Source organism: Nocardia sp. NPDC004123 (assembly GCF_053603795.1).
Genome location: NZ_JBSGGG010000010.1, coordinates 150,572 through 173,136 on the forward strand (window position 1 = coordinate 150,572; position 22,565 = coordinate 173,136).

17 protein-coding genes and 1 pseudogene are annotated in these 22,565 nt (G+C 69.0%); 11 read left to right on the top strand and 7 right to left on the bottom strand.

All coding sequences use genetic code 11. The annotated features are described in order from the left end of the window. Positions 1-38: 38 nt before the first annotated feature. The 6 genes from purF to purM all read left to right on the top strand — a co-directional run bounded on the left by purF (position 39) and on the right by purM (position 8,684). Positions 39-1,604 (top strand): amidophosphoribosyltransferase, encoded by a 1,566-nt coding sequence (gene purF / locus ACWEQQ_RS16455; RefSeq protein WP_452348773.1) that lies wholly within the window; start codon positions 39-41, stop codon positions 1,602-1,604. A gap of 292 nt (positions 1,605-1,896) precedes the next feature. Next, positions 1,897-3,483: an ABC transporter substrate-binding protein gene (locus tag ACWEQQ_RS16460; RefSeq protein ID WP_452348774.1), complete on the top strand. Its 1,587-nt coding sequence runs from the start codon at positions 1,897-1,899 to the stop codon at positions 3,481-3,483. Between the two features lie 118 nt (positions 3,484-3,601). Next, complete coding sequence (locus ACWEQQ_RS16465) at positions 3,602-4,612, top strand: ABC transporter permease (RefSeq protein WP_452348843.1); 1,011 nt, start codon at positions 3,602-3,604, stop codon at positions 4,610-4,612. Next, complete coding sequence (locus ACWEQQ_RS16470) at positions 4,612-5,634, top strand: ABC transporter permease (RefSeq protein WP_452348775.1); 1,023 nt, start codon at positions 4,612-4,614, stop codon at positions 5,632-5,634. The genes ACWEQQ_RS16465 and ACWEQQ_RS16470 overlap by 1 nt, the downstream gene beginning before the upstream one ends. Further along, positions 5,627-7,363: an ABC transporter ATP-binding protein gene (locus tag ACWEQQ_RS16475; RefSeq protein WP_452348776.1), complete on the top strand. Its 1,737-nt coding sequence runs from the start codon at positions 5,627-5,629 to the stop codon at positions 7,361-7,363. Before ACWEQQ_RS16470 ends, ACWEQQ_RS16475 begins: the two co-directional genes overlap by 8 nt. A 241-nt stretch (positions 7,364-7,604) precedes the next feature. Continuing rightward, positions 7,605-8,684 carry a phosphoribosylformylglycinamidine cyclo-ligase gene (purM, locus tag ACWEQQ_RS16480; RefSeq protein ID WP_356998884.1) on the top strand — a complete coding sequence of 360 codons (1,080 nt, stop codon included), beginning with the start codon at positions 7,605-7,607 and terminating at the stop codon, positions 8,682-8,684. A 343-nt stretch (positions 8,685-9,027) separates the two neighbouring features. Here the strand turns inward: purM and ACWEQQ_RS16485 are convergent, their stop codons facing one another. From ACWEQQ_RS16485 to ygfZ, 4 genes are all read right to left on the bottom strand, one after another. Further along, a complete protein-coding gene (locus ACWEQQ_RS16485) occupies positions 9,028-9,240 on the bottom strand; it encodes a DUF3073 domain-containing protein (RefSeq protein ID WP_452338204.1) in 213 nt (70 codons plus the stop codon). Between the two features lie 187 nt (positions 9,241-9,427). Further along, a complete protein-coding gene (locus ACWEQQ_RS16490) occupies positions 9,428-10,390 on the bottom strand; it encodes an asparaginase (RefSeq protein WP_452348777.1) in 963 nt (320 codons plus the stop codon). A 26-nt stretch (positions 10,391-10,416) separates the two neighbouring features. Then, positions 10,417-11,088, bottom strand: coding sequence for an MOSC domain-containing protein (locus tag ACWEQQ_RS16495; RefSeq protein ID WP_452338202.1), 672 nt, complete (start codon positions 11,086-11,088; stop codon positions 10,417-10,419). Continuing rightward, complete coding sequence (gene ygfZ, locus ACWEQQ_RS16500) at positions 11,085-12,200, bottom strand: CAF17-like 4Fe-4S cluster assembly/insertion protein YgfZ (RefSeq protein ID WP_452348778.1); 1,116 nt, start codon at positions 12,198-12,200, stop codon at positions 11,085-11,087. Before ygfZ ends, ACWEQQ_RS16495 begins: the two co-directional genes overlap by 4 nt. Positions 12,201-12,559: 359 nt before the next feature. Between ygfZ and ACWEQQ_RS16505 the strand changes: the two genes are divergently transcribed. The 5 genes and pseudogenes from ACWEQQ_RS16505 (at position 12,560) to ACWEQQ_RS16525 (ending at position 20,000) form a co-directional block, all read left to right on the top strand. Beyond that, on the top strand, positions 12,560-13,486 hold the full coding sequence (locus tag ACWEQQ_RS16505; protein ID WP_452338200.1) for an aminodeoxychorismate lyase: 927 nt from the start codon (positions 12,560-12,562) through the stop codon (positions 13,484-13,486). Between the two features lie 179 nt (positions 13,487-13,665). Then, positions 13,666-15,138, top strand: coding sequence for a cytochrome ubiquinol oxidase subunit I (locus tag ACWEQQ_RS16510; protein WP_452338199.1), 1,473 nt, complete (start codon positions 13,666-13,668; stop codon positions 15,136-15,138). 9 nt (positions 15,139-15,147) lie between these two features. After that, positions 15,148-16,197, top strand: a complete 1,050-nt coding sequence (cydB, locus tag ACWEQQ_RS16515) for a cytochrome d ubiquinol oxidase subunit II (RefSeq protein ID WP_452348779.1) — start codon at positions 15,148-15,150, stop codon at positions 16,195-16,197. 66 nt (positions 16,198-16,263) lie between these two features. After that, a pseudogene (cydD, locus tag ACWEQQ_RS16520) lies at positions 16,264-17,988 on the top strand (thiol reductant ABC exporter subunit CydD); the annotation flags it as partial. A 335-nt stretch (positions 17,989-18,323) separates the two neighbouring features. Further along, entirely contained in the window at positions 18,324-20,000 is a 1,677-nt protein-coding gene (locus ACWEQQ_RS16525; protein ID WP_452348780.1) for an ATP-binding cassette domain-containing protein, read from the top strand. 438 nt (positions 20,001-20,438) lie between these two features. On the opposite strand, the gene ACWEQQ_RS16530 is transcribed toward ACWEQQ_RS16525, so the two are convergent. The 3 genes from ACWEQQ_RS16530 to ACWEQQ_RS16540 all read right to left on the bottom strand — a co-directional run bounded on the left by ACWEQQ_RS16530 (position 20,439) and on the right by ACWEQQ_RS16540 (position 22,527). Continuing rightward, positions 20,439-21,107, bottom strand: coding sequence for an FABP family protein (locus tag ACWEQQ_RS16530; RefSeq protein ID WP_452338315.1), 669 nt, complete (start codon positions 21,105-21,107; stop codon positions 20,439-20,441). Positions 21,108-21,381: 274 nt separating this feature from the next. Further along, on the bottom strand, positions 21,382-21,687 hold the full coding sequence (locus tag ACWEQQ_RS16535) for a DUF1416 domain-containing protein (protein ID WP_354830981.1): 306 nt from the start codon (positions 21,685-21,687) through the stop codon (positions 21,382-21,384). A gap of 6 nt (positions 21,688-21,693) precedes the next feature. Further along, complete coding sequence (locus ACWEQQ_RS16540) at positions 21,694-22,527, bottom strand: sulfurtransferase (RefSeq protein WP_452338195.1); 834 nt, start codon at positions 22,525-22,527, stop codon at positions 21,694-21,696. Positions 22,528-22,565: the final 38 nt, after the last annotated feature.

The window sequence follows — 22,565 nt, forward strand, 5'->3', positions numbered from 1 at the left end:
TGGCGAACGCCCCCAGCCCGCCGAACAGGGAGCAAACGGTGACTCTCCCCTCCGCCGCCACCACCTCCGACCAGGACGAGAACGAACCGCGCGAAGAGTGCGGTGTGTTCGGTGTCTGGGCACCGGGCGAAGATGTGGCAAAGCTCACGTATTACGGACTTTACGCATTGCAGCACCGCGGTCAGGAGGCGGCGGGCATCGCCGTCGCCGACGGCTCGCAGGTGCTGGTTTTCAAGGATCTCGGCCTGGTCAGCCAGGTCTTCGACGAACAGACCCTGGCCGCCATGCCCGGCCACGTGGCCGTCGGCCACTGTCGTTACTCCACCACGGGTTCCACCACCTGGGAGAACGCGCAGCCCATCTTCCGCACCACCGCGGTCGGTACCGGAATCGCGCTGGGCCACAATGGAAATCTGGTCAACACCGCCGAATTGAGTACGCGGGCACGGGAACTCGGACTGGTCACCGGCCGGCTGGCGGGCACCATGGCCGCCACCTCCGACTCCGATGTGATGACCGCGCTGCTGGCGCACGCGGCCGCCGACAAGAGCATCGAGCAGGCCGCCATGGAGTTGCTGCCGACGCTGCAGGGCGCCTTCTGCCTGACCTTCATGGATGAGCACACCCTCTACGCCGCCCGCGACCCGCACGGGGTGCGGCCGCTGTGCCTGGGCCGGCTGGACCGCGGCTGGGTCGTTGCCAGTGAGACCGCCGCCCTCGACATCGTCGGCGCGTCCTTCGTGCGCGAGATCGAGCCGGGCGAGCTGCTCGCCATCGACGCCGACGGCGTCCGCTCGCTGCGCTTCGCCAATCCGACACCCAAGGGTTGCGTCTTCGAATTCGTGTACCTGGCCCGGCCCGACTCCACCATCTCCGGCCGTTCGGTGCACGCCACCCGCGTGGAGATCGGCCGCCGCCTGGCCGCCGAGCACCCGATCGAGGCCGACCTGGTCATCCCGGTGCCGGAATCCGGCACCCCGGCCGCCGTCGGCTACGCACAGGGTTCCGGCGTGCCCTACGGCCAGGGCCTGATGAAGAACGCCTACGTGGGCCGGACCTTCATCCAGCCCAGCCAGACCATCCGCCAGCTCGGCATCCGGTTGAAGCTCAATCCGCTCCGCGAGGTGATCCGCGGTAAGCGGCTCATCGTGGTGGACGACTCCATCGTGCGCGGCAACACCCAGCGGGCCCTGATCCGCATGCTCCGCGAGGCGGGCGCGTTGGAGATCCACGTGCGCATCGCCTCCCCGCCGGTCAAGTGGCCCTGCTTCTACGGCATCGACTTCGCCTCGCGCGCCGAGCTGATCGCCAATGGCGCGGGCCCCGAGGGCATCGAGGGCGAGAGCCTCGACGACATGGTGGAGGGCGTGCGCCGCTCCATCGGCGCGGACAGCCTCGGCTACATCTCGCTCGAGGGCATGGTCGCCGCCACCGAGCAGCCGCGCTCGCGGCTGTGCTGCGCCTGCTTCGACGGCGACTATCCGATCTCGCTGCCGGCGGAGAACGCCATCGGCAAGAACGTGCTCGAGGGCATGCTGTCCGGCGCGACCGAGACCGAGTTGCTGGCGGACAATGTCAATGCCTCGGCGCTGAGTCGCCCGTAAGCACGAGCGCAGAAGCGCAAGCCTCGAGTCGCCCGTAGGCCCAAGCATTCACGGTGCCCGTTCGCGTAATCGCGGACGGGCACCGTGCTTTTCCCGCTCTGAACAGGGAAATTCGGTGGCGCAGTTGCGACATCGGCGTCTCGGGGCGGATGGCTCGATTTGTGTACCGATTGTTCCGAAACGCAACACGCCGGTTATAACCGGTCGATACTGTGCCCAGCCAAAGGATGTCCACCGCGGCGCGGCGGGACCGTGACCCGGCCGCTGCGCTGCGCTTCGAGAGCAGGGCAGTATGCGCGCGAGAAGAGTTGCGGCAGTAGGGTTTGCGGGCCTAGCGGTGCTGGCGGTCGCCGGCTGCGGTTCGGGAAAGACATCGGACAGTGGCGGAGGAGCGGGAATCCTGGTCGGCACCACCGACAAGGTCACCTCACTGGATCCGGCCCGGGCCTACGACAACGGCTCACTGCTGGCGGAAACCCAGGTCTACCAGTTCCTGATGAATTTCCCGGCGGGCGAGGCGGTGCCGAAACCCGACGCCGCCGACAAGTGCGAGTTCACCTCGCCGACCGTCTACACCTGCACGCTCAAACCCGGCTTGAAATTCGCCAACGGTGATCCCCTCACCGCGCAGAGCGTGAAGTTCTCCTTCGACCGCATGGTGAAGATCGATGACCCGCAGGGTCCGAAGGCGCTGCTGGACAACCTCGATCACACCGATGCCCCCGACGACAAGACCGTCGCCTTCACTCTCAAGAAGGGCAACGATCAGACCTTCCCGGCCATCCTGCCCACCCAGGCGGCGGCCATCGTGGACGAGAAGGTCTTCCCGGCCGACAAGGTGCTCGCCGACGAGGACATCGTGAAGGCCAAGCCGTTCTCCGGTCCGTACACCATCACCAGCTACGACAAGAACAAGCTGGTCGAGTACAAGTCCAACCCGGACTACAACGGCCTGTTCGGCAAACCCAAGACCGACGCGGTCACGGTGAAGTACTACGCCGAGGCCGCCAACCTGAAACTCGATGTCCAGCAGGGCAATATCGACGTCGCCTGGCACACCCTCACCCCGACCGACCTGGACTCGCTGAAGACCAGCGACAAGGTGACCGTGCACCAGTCGCCCGGCGGCGACACCCGCTACATCGTGTTCAACCTCAACACCCAGCCCGGTGGCAATCCCGCCCAGAAGCTGGCCGTGCGCAAGGCCGTCGCTGTCGCCGTCGACCGCGAGGCGCTGGCCAACAGCGTCTTCAAGGGCACCTGGGCCCCGCTGTATTCGCCGGTGCCCAAGGGCGTTCCGGGCGGCACCGAGGCCCTGAAGGACATCTACGGCACGCTGCCGAACAAGGACGCGGCCGCCAAGTTCCTCGCCGACGCGGGCGTGTCCACGCCGGTCGAACTGAACCTGCAGTACACCACCGAGCACTACGGGACCGTCAGCTCCGAGGAGTACGCCGCCGTCAAGAGCCAGCTCGAGGCCACCGGGCTGTTCAAGGTGAACCTGCAGTCCACCGAATGGGTCGCCTACCAGAAGGCCCGCTCCACCGACGGTTACCCGGTATTCCAGTTCGGCTGGTTCCCGGACTACCCGGACGCCGACGACTACCTGCGCCCCTTCTTCACCGAGGACAACTTCCTGCGCAACCACTTCGGCGATCCGAAGATCACCGCGGAGCTGAACGCCGAACTGACCGAACCGGATCCGGCCAAGCGGATCGCCGCGCTGGCCACCGTGCAGCACGATCTGATGGCCGACTTCCTGCCCATCGTGCCGCTGCTCACCGGCAACCAGATCGCGGTGGCGGGTAAGAACATCCAGGGCGTGGAGAACACCCTGGACCCGTCCTCCAAGTTCCGCTTCGGCGTACTGAGCAAGTAGTCGGATGGTGACGACCACCGAACCCGAGGGCGGGCCGGCGATCCCGGCCCGCCCGGCGGGTACACGAACGCACCGCAGGTTCCTCCCGGCCCGCCGCGGCGACACCCGCTACGGCGCGCTGGCACGGTACCTCGGGGTGCGAGCCCTGCTCATCATCCCCACCACCTGGATCCTGGTGACCCTGGTCTTCTTCCTGATGCGGGTGATCGGCGATCCCATCACCGCCGCGCAGGGCGGGCGGCTCACCCCCGAGGAGTTGCAGCGGCGCAAGGAGGCCGCCGGACTCACCCGGCCCATCCTCACCCAGTACCGGGACTACCTGTCCGGCCTGCTGCGCGGGGATTTCGGCCGCTCCCAGGACAATCGAGCCATCAGCGACGTCATCGTCACCTACGGCGCGGCCACACTGGAACTGGTGTTCTGGGCGCTCCTCGTGGCCTTCGCGGTGGGGGTGCCGCTGGGCAGATACGCCGCCACCAAACGGGATTCGGCCGCCGATGTGAGCCTGCGGTTGTTCGCGATCCTGGTGTACGCGGCCCCGGTGTTCTTCGTGGGGCTGCTGTTGAAGTTGATCTTCGCGGTCAAGCTGGGCTGGCTGCCCGTGGCCGGGCGGGCCAGCACCACCGTGGAGCTCCAGCTGCAGCACGTGTCGCCCAAGACCAACATCATGATCGTCGACGCGATCCTCTACGGCGACACCGGGAACATCGTCGACGTGCTGAAACACGCTGTGCTGCCGGCGATCGCGCTGGGCCTGCTCACCGCCGGCGTGTTCCTGCGACTGGTGCGGATCAACCTGATCCAGACCCTGCGCTCGGGCTACGTGGAGGCCGCCCGGGCGCGCGGCCTGTCCGACCGCGTCGTCACCGGGCGGCACGCCTTCCGCAATGCCCTCATTCCGGTGGTCACCGTCATGGGCATGCAGATCGCCATGATGCTCGGCGGCGCGGTGCTCACCGAAACCACCTTCGAATGGAAGGGATTGGGCTACCAGCTCGCCACCTACCTGCAGGCGCGCGACTTCGTGGCGGTGCAGGGCATCGTCGCGTTCATCGCCATCGTGGTGGCCGTCATGAGCTTCCTGGTGGACCTGATCGTGGCACTGATCGACCCGAGGGTGAGGTTCTGATGACCGTCATCGAAACCGGCGTGCGGGCGCCGGTCCCACCGACCCGCTCCCGGCTGCGGATCCCCGGAACGGCCCTGGTGCGCATGACCTCCGGGCTGCAGCGGGCCACGTTGCTGCTCGGGCTCGCCCTGGTCGCGGGGTTCATCCTGGTGGCCGTCTTCGCGCCCCTGCTGGCGCCCTACGGATTCGCGCAGAACGCCTCCGGCGGCGGCGATTTCGCGCGGCAGCAGGCGCCGTCGGCCGCGCACTGGTTCGGCACCTCGGTGCGCGGGGAGGACGTGCTCTCCCGCGTCCTCTTCGGGGCGCGCACCGCGCTGTCGGTGATCGCGGTGTCGCTGGTGCTGTCGCTCATCGTCGGCGTGCCGCTGGGCCTGGTGTCCGGCTACCTCGGCCGCTGGGTGGACCGGGTGCTGGTGCTGTTCATGGACGCCATGTACGCGTTCCCGTCGCTGCTGCTGGCCATCGTGGTGTCGATCGTGGTGTCCGGCGGGCAGTCCAGCAGCTTCGGCGGCATCCTGTCGGCGGCCATCGCCATCACCGTCATCTTCGTGCCGCAGTACTTCCGGGTGGTGCGCAACGCCACCATCTCGGTGAAACAGGAACCGTATGTGGACGCCGCGCGCGTCACCGGTGCGTCCACGCTGCGAATCCTGTTCCGGCACATCCTCGCCAATGTCACCCAGTCGCTGCCGGTACTCATCACCCTCAATGGCGCGGAGGCCATCCTCACGCTGGCCGGGCTGGGCTTCCTCGGCTTCGGCATCGAACCCACCCAGGCCGCGGAATGGGGCTACGACCTCAACAAGGCGCTGGCCGACGTCTCCAACGGCATCTGGTGGACCGGCGTGTTCCCCGGCGCCGCCATCGTGATCGTGGTGCTCGGCATGACCCTGGTCGGCGAGAGCCTCAACGAGGTGCTCAACCCGCTGCTGCGGACCCGCCGCGCCGCCACCGCGGCGGCCACCGAGACCGAGCCCGCGGCCCCCGAATCCGAACCCGCGCAGGAGGCGGCCGATGCCTGAACCCGTCCTGTCCTTCGACTCCCTCACCGTCACCTTCGCCACCGACGCCGGGGCCGTCACCGCCGTGAAAAACGTGTCCTACCAGGTGTATCCGGCCGAGGTACTGGCCGTGGTCGGCGAATCCGGCTCCGGCAAATCGGTCAGCTCGCGCACCGCCATGGGACTGCTGCCGCCGACCGCGGGCGTCCGCGGGCACGTCCTGCTGGGCACGAAGGCGATCACCACAATGAGCGAAAAGGAACTGACCGCGGTGCGCGGTGGAGCCGTCTCCATGATCTTCCAGGAGCCCGGCGCGGCCCTGGACCCGCTGTTCACCGTCGGCTTCCAGATCGGCGAGGCGCTGCGGGCGCACTCGGGCATGAAGCGGAAACTGGCCCGGGCCAAGGCGATCGAACTGCTGCGCGCGGTCGGGCTGCCCGACCCCGAGGCGCGGGTGGACTACTACCCGCACCAGCTCTCCGGCGGCCAGAAACAGCGCGTGGTGATCGCCATCGCCATCGCCTGCGAACCCCGGGTGATCATCGCCGACGAACCCACCACCGCCCTCGACGTCACCGTGCAGGCCGAAATCCTGGCACTACTCCGGGATCTGCGCGACCGCATCGGCGCGGCCATCGTGCTCATCACCCACAATATGGGCGTCGTGGCCGACCTCGCCGACCGCGTCGTGGTGATGCGTGAGGGGCGCATCGTCGAAGAGGCGCCGGTGGAAAAGCTTTTCGCCGAACCCGAGCACGAATACACCCGTGCCCTCTTGGCCGCAGTGCCGAAACTACATGTGCTGCCGGATAATTGGGAAGCCGCTGAGCATCCCGGTGACAATGCACCGGCCGCGGGGGCCGAGGCTCGAGCCGACTCCGCGCCCGTGGCGGGCGCTGCACTGGCGAGAACGATTGTCCGCGAACCCATCCCGGCCGACGCCGCCGCCGTGCTGGAGGTCTCCGGCCTGGTGGTGGAGTTCCCGGCCCCGCTCGGCCGCCCGTCCTTCCGGGCCGTGAACGAGGTCGGTCTCACCCTGCGCCGCGGCGAAACCCTCGGCCTGGTCGGCGAATCCGGCTCCGGCAAATCCACCATAGGCCGCTGCGTGGCCGGTCTGCAGCGGCCCACCGCGGGCAGCGTCCGGGTGCTCGGCACCGATATCGCGGGCCTCTCCGAACGCCGGCTGCGGCCCATCCGCCGCCGCTTCGGCTTCGTCTTCCAGGACCCCGCCACCTCCCTCAACCCGCGCCTCACCATCGGCGACTGCGTGGCCGAACCCCTGCTGGTGCACGAACAGGCCAAAGGCGCGGCCGCCCGCGACCGCGTCCGCCGCCTCCTCGACGACGTGCAACTCCCGGCCGGGGTGGAAAAGCGTTATCCGCACGAACTTTCCGGCGGCCAGCGCCAGCGGGTCAGCCTGGCCCGGGCCCTGGTACTCAATCCCGACCTGCTGGTCGCCGACGAACCCACCAGCGCCCTGGACGTCTCCGTCCAGGCCCGGGTGCTCGAACTGTTCGCGGGCCTGCAGCGCGAGTTCGGCTGGGCCTGCCTGTTCATCAGCCACGACCTCGCCGTGGTGGATCAGCTGGCCGACCGGATCGTGGTGCTGCGCAACGGGACCGTCATCGAACAGGGCACCAACGACGACATCCTGCGCAACCCACGCGAGGAGTACACCCGCCGCCTGGTCGCCGCCGTCCCCGTCCCCGACCCGGTGGAGCAACGGCGTCGGCATCGTTACGAAACGTGACAACAGATTTCGTACCGCTTGGGGTAACTCACCGGGTACGTCCACAATAGATTTGGCACCCGGCCGCCGGCACGGGTCCCGAAAACCGACGGCTCCGTGCCGTCCGCTGAGTTCTCGGGGAGGCGGGCGAGCCCGCTGAATTCTCGGGGAGGCGGGCGAGCCCGCTGAGTTGTCGGGGAGGCGGGTGAGCTAGCGTGAGCAGGCATCTATCCATCGATTCGGCTTGGAGCTCTCTCCGACAATGACTGAACAGATCCCCAGCGGTGCCGGTGCCTCGTACGCGGCGGCCGGCGTCGACATCGAAGCCGGTGACCGTGCAGTCGAGCTGTTCGCTCCCCTGGCCAAGAAGGCCAGCCGCCCCGAAGTACAGGGCGGACTCGGCGGCTTCGCAGGACTGTTCGCACTGAAGGGCGGCTACAAGGAGCCCCTGCTCGCCGCCTCCACCGACGGCGTCGGCACCAAGATCGCGGTCGCCCAGGCCCTCGACAAGCACGACACCGTCGGCCTCGACCTGGTCGCCATGGTCGTCGACGACCTGGTGGTCTGCGGCGCCGAACCGCTGTTCCTGCAGGACTACATCGCCGTCGGCAAGGTGGTCCCGGAACGCGTCGCGCAGATCGTCTCCGGCATCGCCGAGGGCTGCGTCATCGCCGGCTGCGCCCTGCTGGGCGGCGAGACCGCCGAGCACCCGGGCCTGATGGGCGTCGACGACTACGACCTGTCGGCCACCGGCGTCGGCGTGGTCGAGGCCGACGCCGTGCTCGGCCCGGACCGCGTCCGCCCCGGTGACGTGGTGATCGGCATGGGCGCCTCCGGCCTGCACTCCAACGGCTACTCGCTGGCCCGCAAGGTGCTGCTCGATATCGACCGCATGTCCCTCACCGGGCACGTGGAGGAATTCGGCCGCACCCTCGGCGAGGAACTGCTCGAGCCGACCAAGATCTACGCCAAGGACTGCCTGGCCCTGATCGCCGAGACCGACGTCCGCACCTTCTGCCACGTGACGGGTGGCGGCCTGGCTGCCAACCTGGCCCGCGTGCTCCCCGCCGGTCTGGTCGCCGAGCTGGATCGCGGCACCTGGAACCCGGCCCCGGTCTTCAAGATGATCGCCCAGCGTGGCCGCGTCGAGCGGGCCGAGATGGAGAAGACCTTCAACATGGGCGTCGGCATGGTCGCCGTCGTCGCCCCCGAGGACGCCGACCGCGCCCTCGCCGTCCTCACCGCCCGCCACATCGACTGCTGGACCCTCGGCACGGTGAAGAAGGCCAAGGACGCCGACGCCGCCCGCGCCGTCCTGGTGGGAGACCACCCGCGCTTCTGAGCGCCGGACACAACGAACGAAGGCCCCGGCCACTCTGGAGAGTGGCCGGGGCCTTTCGCTATATCCGGCGGCGAGCCAAATCGCCCGTCTCCCAACGCGACAACTGATTTCGTTCCGGCGAGGGTAACTCGTCGGGTACGTCCAGAATCGGATCGGCACTCAACCGGCGGCACACGTGCAGAACCAGCTACGGCTCCCCAGCCGTGCGCCAAAGGCGCGTAGAGGCGGGGGAGCCGCTAGTGCTGCTGGCAAACCCTCAGCATCGACTGCTTCTCGGCGTAAATCGACGTGCTAAAGGGGGAAGCCCATCGGCCTCCCCCTGCAGTACGTCGAAATATCCGAGTCAGCGACGCCAGTCGTCGTAGCTGTCTTCTTCTTCCCAGCTCGACCGCGATTCGCTCGCGTCATGCTCTTCGGAAAGCACACCACTCCGCTGTGAGTCGGAGGGACTCCCCGACAGCTCGCGCTGAAGGCTCGTGAAGTCGGTAGACGGCGAGCTGTACTTGAGCTCCCGTGCAACCTTGGTCTGCTTTGCCTTAGCCCGGCCACGGCCCATGGCTGACCCCCTCGCGTCACTGCGGGGCGGCCTGGGGTGGGTTTGGCGGCCCCGTTCGAATTAATACTCTTCCTGACGAACACTTTAGCGTGTGTCCGGCGGTCGCGCTTCCAGGAGTGGGGGATAAACGTCCCGGGGCCGGGCCGGGCGCTCCCCGGGCCCGCGCGAAGAGGTTGCCGACCGGGGGCTACAGCGCCCCGGGAATCGCTCGGACGATGCCCACCCGGGTTCCGCCGCCGAGCACCGCGGGGGCCGCCAGCTCAGCGTGCTCGTCGGTCCACGGCACCCCCATACGCTGGAGAATGGCCAGCGTCAGGGGAAGTCGCGCGCGATCGGCGCCGTCATCGATCTTGTAGGCGAAGGCCGAACCGTCCGGCAGCGCGCCGGCGTGCACCCCGTCCGCACCGATCTTGCACACCAGGCCGGGGGTCGCGGTCATCACCCGGAAATCGGGACCGTCCGTGCCGGAAATCACTCGCGGATGCGTGCGAATCGCGTCCGCGACACGGCGTTCCGGGCTGTCCTCGGGCGCGGTGGCGAAGCTCGCGTAGGCGCGCGCCAGATTCACCAGCGACACCGGCACGATCGGCAGGCCGCAGCCGTCGATGCCCAGATCGGTCTCCGGTTCACCGGTCATCTCGGCGACCGTCTCCAGTACGGCCCGCTGCAGCGGGTGCCCGACCTCGAGATAGCCGCGGGTGGGCCAGTCGTTGATCCGGCAGGTCGCGAGCATGGCGGCATGTTTGCCGGAGCAGTTCATGTAGACGCGGCGGGACGCCTTGGCGCGGTCGCGCCCGGCCAGCGCCTGGGCCCGGGCATGCTCCTCGAACGGCAGATCGGGCGGGCACTCGAGATCGTCCTCGGTGAAGCCGAAGCGGTCCAGCAAACGCTGTACCAGCTCCACATGATCGGCCTCGCCGAAGTGCGAGGCGGTGGCGATGGCCAGCTCGGCGTCGTCCACCGGCTCGAAACCGTTGCGCAGCAGGGTGAGTGCCTGCATCGGCTTGTTGGTGGAGCGCGGGAAGATCGGGCCGTGCACCGCGCCCGCGGCGACCAACGGCTCGCCGTCCGGGCGCAGCACCACCGCCGAGCCGCGGTGCACGCACTCCCGGAACCCGGACCGCACCACCTCGACCAGATCGACGCTCATGGTGGGGCTCCCCTCGGAAGTCGGTGTCATCGGGCGGCCGCCCCGGCGTGACGACGGCGGTGACGATCGATCTGCATGCGGACGTCGTCGGAGATGGTGGGTTCGGCCTCGGCCAGCAGTTCCAGGCGGGCCGGGTCGGCGCCGGTGAACAGGTCGCGGACGGTGATCCGGTGCTCGGGCACGTACACCACCCGCACCTCGTCGCCCGCGCCGATCGTGCCCTCGGTGAGCACGCGCAGATAGGCGCCCGTATTCGCCTGTGCGGTGAAGCGTTTCACCCACTGCGGTTCGCCGGAGTGCCACTGGAAGGTGGAGCACGGGACGCGCGGCGCGGACACCTCGAGCAGGGTGTCGCCGATGGTCCAGCGTTCGCCGATGACCGCGTCGCTCACGGGCAGGCCGGTCAGGCGCAGGTTCTCCCCGAACCAGCCCGCGTCGAGGTCCCGGCCGAGCTCGGTGGCCCAGCGCCGCGCGTCCTCCTCCGCATAGGCGTAGACGGCCTGGTCCACGCCGCCGTGATGTTTGGTGTCGCACACGTGGTCGCCGTCCAGCCCCAGCGCCCGGACCGGAACCCGGTGCGGCACCGGACGTTTGTCGATGGCGGTGCGACCCACCTTGGAGGATCGGGCGGGCACCTCCAGCTCGGCGTGCACGACGCAGACGGCCAGCACCCGGCCGGCCGGAACGACGGCGTTCACCGGCCGCGCAGCTTGTCGACGGCGAGCCGGCCGGCCTGCGGCTCGTCGTGGGCGGGTATCGAATCCGGGTCGATGGCCGCCGCGCACGGGCCCGCCACCAGCGCGGTGTCGGCCGGGATGGTGCGTTTGATCAGGGCGAGGGCGATCGGGCCGAGTTCGTAGTGGTCGATCACGGTGCCCAGGACGCCGACGGCCCGGCCGCCCGCGGTCACCGGGTCGCCCATCGCGGGGCGGGAGTCCGCGGAACCGTCCAGGTGCAGCAGCACCAGGTGCCGGGGCGGCTTGCCGAGGTTGTGCACCCGGGCCACCGTCTCCTGACCGCGGTAGCAGCCCTTGTTCAGATGCACCGCACCGTGTTCGGCGGGGCCGCCGATCCAGTTCACCTCGTGCGGGATGGTGCGGTCGTCGGTGTCGACGCCCAGGCGCGGGCGCAGCGCGGCCACCCGCAGCGCCTCGAACGCCCACAGGCCCGCCGCCGCCGCACCCGCGTCACGCAGCCGCGTCCACCAGGTGGCCAGCTGGTCGCGCGGGACGATCAGGTCGAAGGAGTCGGCGGTGGGCCAGGGCATGCGGCGCAGGAAACCGCCGCCGGGCAGGGGAACCGCGCGATAGGTGCCGGGAAGGGCTGGGACGCCGAGGGTTTCGGTGAGCTCGGCCACACCCGGGCCCAGCAGGCTCAGCACCGCATGGTCGTTCGCGTCGACGGGTTTCGCGTCGGCCCAGAACACCATCTTCTGCAGGAAGCTCAGCAGCTCGGGGCCGCGCGCGCCCTCGGTGTCGATCCACACCGTGCCGTCCAGGTCGGTGAGCACGAAGTGGTTGAGCACCCGGCCGTTCAGATCCAGGTCCAGATTCTCGGCGGATTCCCGGTCGCCCAGATCGGCGACCGCCTGACTGGAGATGGTGTGCAGCCAGCTCAGCCGTTCCTTGCCGGTGATCGACAGCACGAATCGGTGGGAGCGATCGATCACCGCGACCCCCTGTACCGCCGCACGCTGCTCGCCGAACGGATCGCCGTAATGCCACGCGACCGCGGCATCCGGTGACTCCGGCAGCCCTGCGACAGCCCCTGGAACCTGCAGAATCGGACTGGGTGCAACCGATGAGGACACACACCCACACTAACCCGCCGCTCCGCGCCTTCAGCGCACGGCTCGAGAGCTCCCCCGCCTCCCCGAATATTCAGCGCACGGCTCGAGAGCCGTCACCGGCCGTGCACGCGTGCCGGCGGTTGGGTGCCGAAACGATTTCGGCCGTACCCGGTGAGTTACCCGGATCGGTGCGAGATCAGTTGTCGCGTTGGTAGACGAGACCTGGTGGCGTGATCAGGCCATGGGTGGGTTTGTCGCGTCCGGAACGATGTCGCCAATGGGCCGCGGGCAGAGGTTTACGGCGTGGCGGCAGGCGGGTTGACCGGCTGGGTGGCGCGGTATGGCCGCCGGGGTCCGCCATCTGTCATAGGGTCGAGTCCATGGTGGAACGGGTCTTGGTGACACTCGACGGCGTGATCCGGGATCCGGACGCGCCGTTGTTGTATGCGGACGACATCGGGGTGCTCCGGGGGGACGGCATCTTCGAGACGGTGCTGGTGCGCGGGGGCGTGCCCTGTGCGCTGGAGTTGCATCTGGCCCGGCTACGCCGCTCGGCGGAGGCGCTCGATCTGCCCGCGCCGGATCTGGAGGCGTGGCGGTTCGCGGTGGAGCTGGCCGCCGAGCAGTGGGGGAGCGAGCGTGAGGGGACGCTGCGCATGGTGCTCACCCGGGGGCGTGACAGCGATCACGGAGCCGCCGGCGAACGAATGGCGAACAAGGGCGGGGACCTGGCCGGCGCCGAACCGGCAACCACCGGTTACGTTTTCGTGGTGCCGGTCCCGGACCGCGTGGAAAAGGCGCGCACCGAAGGTGTTTCGGTGATCACGCTCTCGAAGGGCATCTCCATCGACCTGGCGCAGAACGCGCCGTGGCTGCTGCTGGGTGCGAAAAGCCTGTCCTACGCCACCAATATGTCCGCGCTGCGGTTCGCCCAGCGGATGGGCGCCGACGACGTCATCTTCACCAGCACCGAGCATCGGGTGCTGGAGGGTCCGCGCTCGACGGTCGTTGTGCAGCGCGACGACAAGCTCATCACCCCGCCCGCGCGCAATGGCGTGCTGCCCGGCACCACCCAGCGCGCGTTGTTCGCGCAGGCGGAGAAGGCGGGCTGGGAGTGCCTGTACGAGCCGCTGTTCACCGCCGACCTGATCACCGCCGACGCCATCTGGATGCTGTCCTCGATCACCCTGGCGGCGCGGGTCAATTCCCTGGACGGACTGCGCATGTCGGCGCCGGAGAACGCGGACGAGATCGTCGAGATGGTCAATCGGGGCATCGCACTGCCCGGGAGCCTCGCCGACTGGTGATCGGCCCGGGTTTCCCTGACGGTCACCAGGTTCCGGCGGTGCGCGGTGGAATTCGCCGCGGCGTGTCCATCACATTCCGGCAAATATCTGGCACCCTGTGGTGAGGCATACGTTGATCTGAGCTCCCATGGGCGTAATGTCTGGTACTACGTTATGTCGTAGATCGGCAGGGAGGTCGGATGAGCGTCGTAGATCTGGCGCGCTGGCAATTCGGAATTACCACCGTCTATCACTTCATCCTGGTGCCGCTCACCATCGGCCTCGCTCCGCTCGTCGCGGGCATGCAGACCGCCTGGGTGATCACCGGGAAGGAGCATTGGCTCAGGCTCACAAAGTTTTTCGGCAAGCTGTTCCTGATCAACTTCGCCCTCGGCGTCGCCACCGGCATCGTGCAGGAATTCCAGTTCGGCATGGGCTGGAGCGAATACTCCCGCTTCGTCGGCGACGTGTTCGGCGCCCCGCTGGCCATGGAGGCGCTGGTCGCCTTCTTCATGGAATCGACCTTCCTGGGCCTGTGGATCTTCGGCTGGACCCGGCTGCCGCAGAAAGTGCACCTGGCCTGCATCTGGCTGGTCGCCATCGGCACCAACGCCTCCGCCTACTTCATCATCGCGGCCAACTCGTTCATGCAGCACCCGGTCGGCGCGAAGTACAACCCGGAGACCGGCCGCGCCGAACTGCACAGCATCTGGGAGGTGCTGACCAACAACACCACCCTCGCCGCCTTCCCGCACGTGGTGGCCGGATCCTTCCTCACCGCAGGCACTTTCGTCGCGGGCATCGCCGGATGGTGGATGGTGCGCAATGCGCGCAAGGGTAAGGCCGAGAGCAGCGACGCGCCGATCGAGGAGGCCCGCACCATGTGGCGGCCGAGCGCGCGCCTGGGCCTGTACGTGATCCTGGTGGCCTCGGTCGCCCTCATCTTCACCGGTGACATCCAGGGCAAGCTCATGTTCAAGCAGCAGCCCATGAAGATGGCCTCGGCCGAATCGCTGTGCCACACCGAGACCGACCCCGACTTCTCGGTCCTGACGGTCGGCACCCACAACAACTGCGACAGCGTCGACCACCTCATCGAGGTGCCCTACGTGCTGCCGTGGCTGGCCAGCGGCGACTTCACCGGCGTCACTCTGAAGGGCGTCAAGGACCTGCAGGTCGAGTACAACCAGAAGTACGGCGTCGGCGACTACCGGCCCAACCTGTTCGTGACCTACTGGTCCTTCCGCGCCATGATCGGCTTCATGGCCGGCCCGATCCTGTTGGCACTGGCCGGATTCTGGGTCACCCGCCGCGGCCGGGTACCGGATCAGACCTGGTACAAGTGGCTTTCGCTGCTCGCCATCGCGACCCCCTACCTGGGCAATATCTCCGGCTGGGTGTTCACCGAGATGGGCCGTCAGCCCTGGGTGGTCGCACCCAACCCGACCGGCGACCAGCACATCCGGATGACGGTGCAGCAGGGCGTCTCCGGGATATCGGCGGGCACGGTGCTCACCTCGCTGATCGTCTTCACGGCGCTCTACGGACTGCTGGCCATCGCGTGGTTCTACCTGATGCGCCGCTACGTGAACGCCGGACCCGAGAAAGCGTCCACCGATACGGGCCCGAAGATGACCGGGGAGCCCGTCGAGAAGCTTTCCTTCGCCTACTAGGAGCCGAGGATGAGTCTCCCAGAATTCTGGTTTCTCCTGATCGCGGTGCTGTTCACCGGCTATTTCGTGCTGGAGGGCTTCGACTTCGGCGTCGGCATGCTGATGCCGATCATCGGTCGCGGCGACGAGCAGAAGAAACGGACCGTGCTCAACACCATCGGCCCGGTGTGGGACGGCAACGAGGTGTGGCTGCTCACCGGCGGCGGCGCCATGTTCGCCGCCTTCCCGGAGTGGTACGCCAGCCTGTTCTCCGGGTTCTACCTGGCGCTGCTGCTCATCCTGGTCGGGCTGATCGCGCGGGCCTGCGCCATCGAATGGCGCGGCAAGATCAACGATCCGCGCTGGCGCACCTGGTGTGACGTGGGCATCGCGCTCGGGTCGTGGATTCCGGCGCTGGCCTGGGGTCTGGCCTTCGCGAACATCGTGCGCGGTGTGCAGCTCAACGAGCACAAGCACATCCAGGGCACGCTGCTCGACCTGCTCAACCCGTACGGCATTCTCGGCGGGCTGGCCACGCTGCTGCTGTTCCTGCTGCACGGCGCGTTGTTCATCGCCCTGAAGACCGGCAGCGAGGTGCGCGACGACGCCCACCGCATCGTCCGGCTGATCTTCGCGCCCACCGTGGTGGTGGTGGCGTCCTTCGGCATCTGGACCCAGCTCGCCCACGGTAAGGGCTGGACCTGGATTCCGCTGGTGCTGGCCGTGGTCGGACTGGTGGGGGCGGGTCTCGCCGCCCTCCGGGGCCGGGACGGCTGGGCCTTCACCGGCACCGCGGTCACCATCGCGGCGGCCACCGTGCTGCTGTTCGGGTCGCTGTTCCCGAATGTGCTGCCGTCCACCATCAGTGACGCGTACAGCCTCACCGTCGACGGCCGCGGCGGCACCGTGGCGGCGTCCTCGACCCACTACACGCTGGTGGTGATGAGCTGGGTCGCGGTGGCCCTGGTCCCGATCGTGCTGATCTACCAGGCTTGGACGTACTGGGTGTTCCGCAAGCGGCTCACCGTGGAGCAGATCCCGGCCTCGATCGGGCTGCCCATGGAATCCGCGAAGAGCTGAACGGAGCGGGCGCGCCGGACGTGATGTCCACGGGCCCGGCGCGCCCGTTCGCAGAGGAGATCGACCATGGCACGACCGGTGGACCCGCGACTGTGGCGGCACGCTCGCTCCGCCCGCAGGTATCTCGGGCTGAGCGTGGGGCTGTCGCTGGTCACCACGGGGTGCATCGTGATCGCGGCGCTCGCGCTGGCGCGGGTGCTCGCGGGGGTCATCACCGAACCGGATCAGCGCCGCATCGGCTCCTGGACCGCCGAACTGGTGATCTTCGCGGTCGCGGTCGGGTGCCGGGCGGCCGCCACCTGGTGGCAGTCGCGGCTCGCGCACCGGGCCGGGGCGCAGGTGGTCGCCGAACTCGAGACCGCCGCGCTCACAGCCGGGGCCCAGCTCCCGCCGCGGGAATTGGAGAGCCGCCGCACCGAACTCGCAGTCGTGGTCGGCTCCGGATTGAGCGGGCTGCGCGCCTACCTCGCGGGCTACCTGCCCGCCCTGCTGCTGGCGATGCTCGTCCCACCGGTGGTGCTGGCCGTGATCGCGGTGCACGACTGGGTCTCCGGCCTGATCATCTTCGTCACCCTGCCGCTGATCCCGCTCTTCATGATCCTCATCGGCCTGCTCACCCAGGGGAAATCCGCCGGCACCCTGGCCGCCACCACCCGGCTCTCCGACCAGCTCCTCGACCTCTTCGCCGGCATGCCGACCCTGCGCGCGCTCGGCCGCGAGACCGGACGCGCGGACAGCGGTGGGGGAGACGGTGATTCGCCGCGCAGCATGGCGGGCCGGGTCCGCGAGCTCGGCGATGTGCTGCACCGCCGGACCATGTCGGCGCTGCGCCTGGCGTTCCTGTCCTCCATGGTCCTGGAAATGCTCGCCACCCTGTGCGTGGCCCTGGTCGCGGTCAGTATCGGCATGCGCCTGGTGTTCGGCCACATGGGCCTGTACGCGGGCCTGCTCGCCCTCATCCTCGCCCCCGAGGTCTACCTTCCGCTGCGCGCCGTCGGCGAACGTTTCCACGCCGCCCAGGACGGAATGGCCGCCGCCGACAAGGCTTTCGCCATCCTCGAGCCGGACGCCGCGCCCGAAGCCGACGCCAACACCGATGCGGCATCCGCGGCGCCGACGCCCGTGCCGACCGAACCCGGGCACCGGAACCCACACGGCCACATCGACATCCGCGAACTCACGGTGCGGTCCCGCGACGGATACGCACCCGAAGGGCTGTCCGCCGCCCTGCGGCCGGGCACGGTCACCGTCCTGACCGGCCCGAACGGGTGCGGCAAATCGACCGCGCTGCAAGCCATCCTGGGCCTGCTCACCCCGGACGCCGGAAGCGTTCTCGTCGACGGCATACCCGTCTCCGACCTGGACCCCGACCGCTGGTGGTCCCACATCGCCTGGCTCCCCCAGCGCCCCGTTCTCGTCCCCGGCACCCTCCGCGCCAATCTCGAACTCCTGGGCCCGCCATCCGGCCCCGGCCAGGTCGACGCCGCCTGCGCCGCAACCGGTTTCGACGCCGTCCTGGCCACGCTCCCGTCCCGCTGGGACACCGTGCTCGGCGCCGGCGGCATCGGCCTCTCCCTGGGCCAGCGCCAGCGCCTCGCCCTCACCCGCACCCTCGCCGCCCCACGCTCGATCCTGCTCCTGGACGAACCCACCGCCCACCTCGACGACGCCTCCGAGGCAACGGTTCTCGCGGCCCTGACCGCCCGCGCCCGCGCCGGAGCCACCGTCGTCGTGGTCGCCCACCGACCCTCCGTGCTCGCCATCGCAGACCGCGTGGTCGAAGTCCGGGCCACGACGACGGCGCAGTCCGAGCATGAACCACAGTCGGATACGACGGCCGCTGCCCCGCGGCAATCGGACGCGGCGACGAACTCGGCTGCCGAGCTCAGCGGCAACGCCACGCCAGGGTCTTCCGGCGCATCCGCCGGAACTGGGATCGACGGGTCAGCGGCCGCTCCGGATCCGGGCGCCTGCGGACCCGCGCCGGAAACCGCTGCCGCCGAGTCGGTATCGGGTCCGCGAGCGGATCCGAGTCCCCGTCGAGCGGACGGGGGCGTACTCGGCCGAGCCGGGAGCGGCGCGACCGGGAGCGCGGGCGTGGTGAGCTCGATGGAGGTGTCGGCGCGATGAGGGCGGTACTGGCCGATTTCCGGCGGATTCGGGAGCTGCTCGAGCTGTCGCGGGGACGGATGGCGCTGTCGGTGGGATGGGGGGTGCTGGCGCTCGGGAGCGGGCTCGGGCTGGCGGCGTTGGCGGCGTGGCTGATTGCGCGGGCGTGGCAGATGCCGCCGGTGCTGGATCTGAGCATTGCCGTGGTGACCGTTCGGGCGCTGGGCATTTCGCGGGGGCTGTGCCGGTATCTGGAGCGGCTGGCCACCCACGATGTGGCGCTGCGGTCCATGAGCACCGCGCGGACCACGACCTATCGGACGCTGGCGGGTGCGGACATCTGGCGGTTGCGGCGGACCGGGTCGGCGGACGGTGATGCGGCCGGACCGGCCGGCGCGGAAGACGAAGCCCGGCAGGGCGATCCGACGCATCTGCGGCGCGGTGAGCTGCTCGGCCGGGTCATGAGCGATATCGACGATCTCGGGGCCGTGGTGGTGCGCGCGTTCGTCCCGATCGCGGTGGCGCTGACCCTGTCGCTGCTGGCCGTCGGACTGCTGGCGAGTATCTCGGTGCTCGCTGCGGTGATTCTGGCGGTGGCGCTGGCCGTTTCGGGCATCGTCGCGCCGTGGCTGTCGGCGCGCGCGGCCCGGGAGGCGGAGCTCGCGGTGCGGACCGATCGCACCGAGTTCACCGCCGAGGCGCTGACCGTGCTGGACCACGCACCCGAATTGCGGGTGGCGGGCCGGCTTTCCGAGGCGGTCGGCGCGGCCGCCGCGGCGGGGCAGCGGGCGGTCGCGGCGGAGGATCGGGCGGCGGCGCGCAGCGCGTGGGCAGCGGCGGTGCTGCCGCTGTCCATCGGGGCGAGTGTGCTGGGCGCGCTGCTCATCGGAATCGTGCTGTACGGCAGCGGTTCTCCCATCCCGACGGCGGGCTTCCAGACCGTCCCGCCGGGCGGCATCACCCCGATGGCGTTCACGGTGCTGGTCCTGGTCCCGCTGTCCGCCTTCGAGGCCATGGCGGTGCTCCCGGCCGCCGCGCAGGCCCTCACCACCGGCCGCGCCGCCCTGCACCGCCTGGATCGGCTCGAGCACGGCGAATCCGCGGCTCCCGCACCGAATCTCCCCGCGCTGCCGCCGGGCCGCCGGATCGCCGTGGTCGGCCCGAGCGGCGCGGGCAAGACCACGCTGCTGATGTCCTGGGCCGGGCTCTTCGAGACGCCGCGCCCGGGCGTCACCTTCTTCGCCGAGGATGCGCACCTGTTCGGCACCACGGTGCTGGAGAACCTGCGCGTGGCTCGCGGCGACATCACGCCGGGCGAGGCCGAATCCGCTCTGCGCGCGGTCGGAGCCGGCGACTGGCTGGACTCCCTCCCCGACGGCGTCGAGACCGATCTGGTCGGCGGCGCGGCCGCGGTCTCGGGCGGTCAGCGCCGGCGCCTGCTGCTGGCCCGTGCCCTGCTCGCCCCGGCCCGCGTACTGCTGCTCGACGAACCCACCGAGCACCTGGAGGCCGAAGCCGGGGCCGAGCTGCTGCGCCGCCTGCTCGACGAATCCAGCGGCCTGGTGGAGCGCGACCGCACCGTGGTCGTCGTCACTCACCAGCTGCCGCCGGACACGAAGGCGGACACCATCGTTCGCGTCGAGCCCGGCGGAACCGTCGCCATCGCTCGATCTATTCCCACAACGCCGGCCTGACCTGCGATTTCGCAATCCGAGAAAATACGTTGCCGCCACTGTCTCATCCGACTAATTTCGTCGGTACACAGGAAGGAGGTGGTTCGAGAATGATTTCTAGGACGCGTGAGGTGGCTGCCAGCTAGGCGCTACCGCTGCAATCGGATTCCGATCGCGCGAGCCCTCGCGAATCCAAGGCAGTCACCCGGCCCCCGAGTTACGGTCCGTCCGACCGGATCAGCGTGAAAGTTGCATCTCCGCTGATACAACTCGGGGGCCGTACCTGTTTCGTACCAAGAAGATCGGCTGCCGCGCACACGGTTTCGCGACTCGGCAACTGATCTCGTGAGGATCGGGGTAACTTCTGGGGCACCCCGAAATCGGTTCGGCACCCAGCGCAGGCACGGAATTCCACCGTCGACGGCTCCCAGCCGCCCGCTGAAGTTTCGGGGAGGCGGGCTAGCCGATGTACCGCTGCAACCGTGCCGAGAGCCGCGGCTCCAATGCGCCGTCGGCGGCGATGCGCTCCTCGACGTAGCCCAGGTCGCCGCCCTCGACAATGCCGTAGAGCCGCTTCGCGCCGCCCACCACGATGCCGGACTGGCTGCGGATCACCACGTCGGTGGCCAGCTCCCAGGAGGACTGGGTGAGCGCCTGGCCGTAGAACAGCTCGACAATGCCGGTGGAGTGGGTGAGCAGCAGCTCCAGCACCTCGTCGTCACCGTCGATGCCGACCCGCCAGAAACCGCTCTCCCGCAGATCCGGGCCCGCGTACTCGCCCTGGGCGTCCAGCTTCCAGGAGCGCGCCTCCCAGGTCAGGTAGTCGCCGCCGTCGTGCGAGACGATGATCTGCTGACCGAAGCGGTAGTCGCCGGTCTCGAAATCATTGCCCTCGCCCTCACCGCGCCACACGCCGACCAGCGGCAGCAGCGCGAGCATGGAAGAACTCAGATCCGGGCCCAGCCGCAGGTTCGCGGTATCGACGGGCAACGGCAGATCGGGCAGCGTCGGAACGTTCAGCGACCCGGTCGACTTGGCACGCTCGGCCGCTTCCGCGACCGCCTGGTCGCCGCTGCGCCGGGGGGCGGCAGCATCAGCGGGCTTCGCGCCCTCGTCGTGGCGAACGATCGGCGTCGACGACGACGAACCGTTGGCCACTCCGTTTTCGATGTTCTCGTGGGCCGGATCTGTCACGACTCGGTGAACAGCCGGTAGAGGACGTACAGACCGAACCAGGCGATCAGCACGGAGACGAGAACCAGCAGAATCTCGAAGGTAAGCACCACGTCTCGGAGTCTAATCGCACCGCCGGGATCACGTGAAAACGACCCCGGGAAAAACTCCGGCCCGCACGAGAACGGCCCCGGGATCACGAATCCCGGGGCCGTTCTTGATGTTTCGCCTACTTGGCGACGCTGACGTCCACGTTGTGGATGCCGGCGCCCTCCGGCGACACCTCGACGGTGCCGTTGCCGGACGCGGACAGCGCGCGCAGGGTCCACGTGCCCGGCGCCGCGAAGAAGCGGAAGTCGCCGGTGCCCGAGGCCACGACCTCGGCGGTGAAGTCGCCGTTGCCGTCCAGCAGGCGGACGAACGCGCCACCGACGGTCTGGCCGTCAGCGGTCAGGACGCGGCCGGTGATGACCGTCTCCTTCTCGACGTCGACGTTGGCGGGCAGGGCCTGGCCCTGGGTAGGTGCTGCACACATAGGTAATTACGCTCCCAACTCGATCGGTGCACCGACGAGGGACCCGTACTCGGTCCAGGACCCGTCGTAGTTCTTGACGTTCTGGTGGCCCAGCAGCTCCTGCAGCACGAACCAGGTGTGCGAGGAACGCTCACCGATGCGGCAGTAGGCGATGGTCAGCTTGTCGCCGTCCAGCCCGGCCTCCTTGTAGATCTCCGCCAGCTCGGCGTCGCTCTTGAAGGTGCCGTCCTCGTTCGCGGCCTTGGACCACGGCACGTTGATGGCGGTCGGGATGTGGCCCGGACGCTGCGACTGCTCCTGCGGCAGGTGCGCGGGAGCCAGGATCTTGCCCGAGAACTCGTCGGGGGAGCGCACGTCGACCAGGTTCTTGGCGCCGATGGCCTCGATGACCTCGTCGCGGAAGGCGCGGATGGACAGGTCCTGCGCGGCGGCCTTGTACTCGGTGGCAGCGCGGTCCTTGATCTCCTTGGTCAGCTCACGGCCGTCCAGCTCCCACTTCTTGCGGCCGCCGTCGAGCAGCTTGACGTCCTGGTGGCCGTACAGCTTGAAGTACCAGTAGGCGTAGGCCGCGAACCAGTTGTTGTTGCCGCCGTACAGCACCACGGTGTCGTCGTTGGCGATGCCACGCTCGGACAGCAGAGCAGAGAACTGCTCCTGGCTCACGAAGTCGCGGCGGACCTGGTCCTGCAGGTCCTTCTTCCAGTCGAGACGCACGGCGCCCTCGATGTGTCCCAGGTCGTAGGCCGAGGTGTCTTCGTCGACCTCGACGAGGACGACGCCCGGGGTGTTGAGGTTCTCTTCGACCCAGTCTGCGGAGACCAGGACATCGGAGCGAGCCATGTTGTTCCTTTCGATGCGGTGCCGGTACAGGCGTTGCG

Excerpts from the sequence above, each read along its gene's own strand:
- ACWEQQ_RS16460 (WP_452348774.1), top strand. The coding sequence starts at position 1,897 with ATGCGCGCGAGAAGAGTTGCGGCAGTAGGGTTTGCGGGCCTAGCGGTG.
- ACWEQQ_RS16470 (WP_452348775.1), top strand. The coding sequence starts at position 4,612 with ATGACCGTCATCGAAACCGGCGTGCGGGCGCCGGTCCCACCGACCCGC.
- ACWEQQ_RS16475 (WP_452348776.1), top strand. The coding sequence starts at position 5,627 with ATGCCTGAACCCGTCCTGTCCTTCGACTCCCTCACCGTCACCTTCGCC.
- purM (WP_356998884.1), top strand. The coding sequence starts at position 7,605 with ATGACTGAACAGATCCCCAGCGGTGCCGGTGCCTCGTACGCGGCGGCC.
- ACWEQQ_RS16485 (WP_452338204.1), bottom strand. The coding sequence starts at position 9,240 with ATGGGCCGTGGCCGGGCTAAGGCAAAGCAGACCAAGGTTGCACGGGAG.
- ACWEQQ_RS16490 (WP_452348777.1), bottom strand. The coding sequence starts at position 10,390 with ATGAGCGTCGATCTGGTCGAGGTGGTGCGGTCCGGGTTCCGGGAGTGC.
- ACWEQQ_RS16505 (WP_452338200.1), top strand. The coding sequence starts at position 12,560 with ATGGTGGAACGGGTCTTGGTGACACTCGACGGCGTGATCCGGGATCCG.
- ACWEQQ_RS16510 (WP_452338199.1), top strand. The coding sequence starts at position 13,666 with ATGAGCGTCGTAGATCTGGCGCGCTGGCAATTCGGAATTACCACCGTC.
- cydB (WP_452348779.1), top strand. The coding sequence starts at position 15,148 with ATGAGTCTCCCAGAATTCTGGTTTCTCCTGATCGCGGTGCTGTTCACC.
- ACWEQQ_RS16525 (WP_452348780.1), top strand. The coding sequence starts at position 18,324 with ATGAGGGCGGTACTGGCCGATTTCCGGCGGATTCGGGAGCTGCTCGAG.
- ACWEQQ_RS16535 (WP_354830981.1), bottom strand. The coding sequence starts at position 21,687 with ATGTGTGCAGCACCTACCCAGGGCCAGGCCCTGCCCGCCAACGTCGAC.
- ACWEQQ_RS16540 (WP_452338195.1), bottom strand. The coding sequence starts at position 22,527 with ATGGCTCGCTCCGATGTCCTGGTCTCCGCAGACTGGGTCGAAGAGAAC.